Raw genomic sequence first — 1252 nt, 5'->3', positions numbered from 1 at the left:
ATGGCGGTCAATGCCTCATTGTCCACCAGCAGGTTCAGCGGTCCGCCAGCACGGCGATAAGGGATCTGCACCTTCAGGGTCTTCTGCCTGCGGCACAGCGTCGGGTAGTCCGGAACAGGCCAGTCCAGCCCAGCAAGGCGCAGGAGGCTCGCGACCATCCCGGCTGTCTGCCTGAGCGGCAGCTTGAACAGAATCCTGATCGACAGGCAGACCTGGATCGCGGCATTCGAAAATACCGGCGGGCGCCCCGGGCGTCCCTCATGCGGCGCGTGCTAGGTCATCTCCTTGTCCAGCCAGATCAGCAGTGACCCGCGCTTCCTGAGCGCATCGCTGTAGGTGGACCAGTTCGTCGTGCGGTAGCGGGCGGGCTTGGGCTTGCTCATGCCGCTCGTCTAACCGCATGGATTTCCGATGTGAATCCTTCACCGCCCAAGTTCTGAAACAATACCTCTTCCGCCGATCTTCCGAGTTTATTCGCTGAACGGCCGAGCAATTCTCGCCCCTTGCTTCCCAGGTCTTTCTTGAACTTGTCGCGAACCGCGTCGATTTCATCATCACAGTTCAACCCTTTGGCGTTGAGGATCTTCTTGGGCTCATCGGCGCTTATGTCCGCAAGATCGAACAGATTCGCCGTAGGGCCGAGCTTTTCAAGGCGTGCATCTATCGCGTCGTGAAGGTTCCTGTGAGAGTCTTTTTCAAGGCAGCCGGGGCCGCCCCCGGAGCATCCTGGGGATGGCGCGCAAAGGCGCGGTGGAACGCACGGCGAAGATGTAGCCCGATCTACACAACGACCTGATGGACTCCTGGGACTACGGCCCTGCTTCGATGATCTCGCACGAGTCCTACGCGGCGCGAGGGATCGGGCGTCTGCCCACGATCCACGAAGGCCGCGGCGCCCGTGCCATCGCCGGGAAAGGCAAGGCGCCCAAGCCGAACCCCGAATGGGCAGGCATCGACCAGGGCCACTCGCGCGCAGAGGCCAACGCGGTCATCCGAGAAATCAACCACCTGCACGGGAAACTGAACGATGAAGGAAATCGACTGGAAAGAGATGATGGCCGCGACAAGAAATGCGGCGGAACTGGCCGCCCGCCGTTCCGAACGGGTCGTGGGGGCGATGAGCGAGCTGTTGAGGGACACCCGCCGCCAATCGCAAGCCCTGCAATCCGTGAGGAGATGCACAAGATCGCCGAGAAGCGTCGACGCTTCGGCTATCGGCGCGTGGGCATCATGCTGGAGCGCAAGGGGATGA

The 1252-nt window shown here is 61.7% G+C and carries 2 pseudogenes; one reads left to right on the top strand and one right to left on the bottom strand.

Annotation, left to right across the window (positions count from 1 at the left end):
* Nucleotides 1-383: pseudogene (locus C8N38_RS21010) on the bottom strand (transposase); the annotation flags it as partial.
* Between the two features lie 442 nt (nucleotides 384-825).
* Between C8N38_RS21010 and C8N38_RS21005 the strand changes: the two are divergent.
* Nucleotides 826-1252, top strand: a pseudogene (locus C8N38_RS21005) (MobA/MobL family protein); the annotation flags it as partial.

It is taken from the genome of Rhodovulum kholense, from assembly GCF_003053725.1.
Lineage (GTDB): Bacteria > Pseudomonadota > Alphaproteobacteria > Rhodobacterales > Rhodobacteraceae > Rhodovulum > Rhodovulum kholense.
Note: the sequence above shows the minus strand (reverse complement) of the source record. Positions and strands in the feature narration are given on the sequence as shown.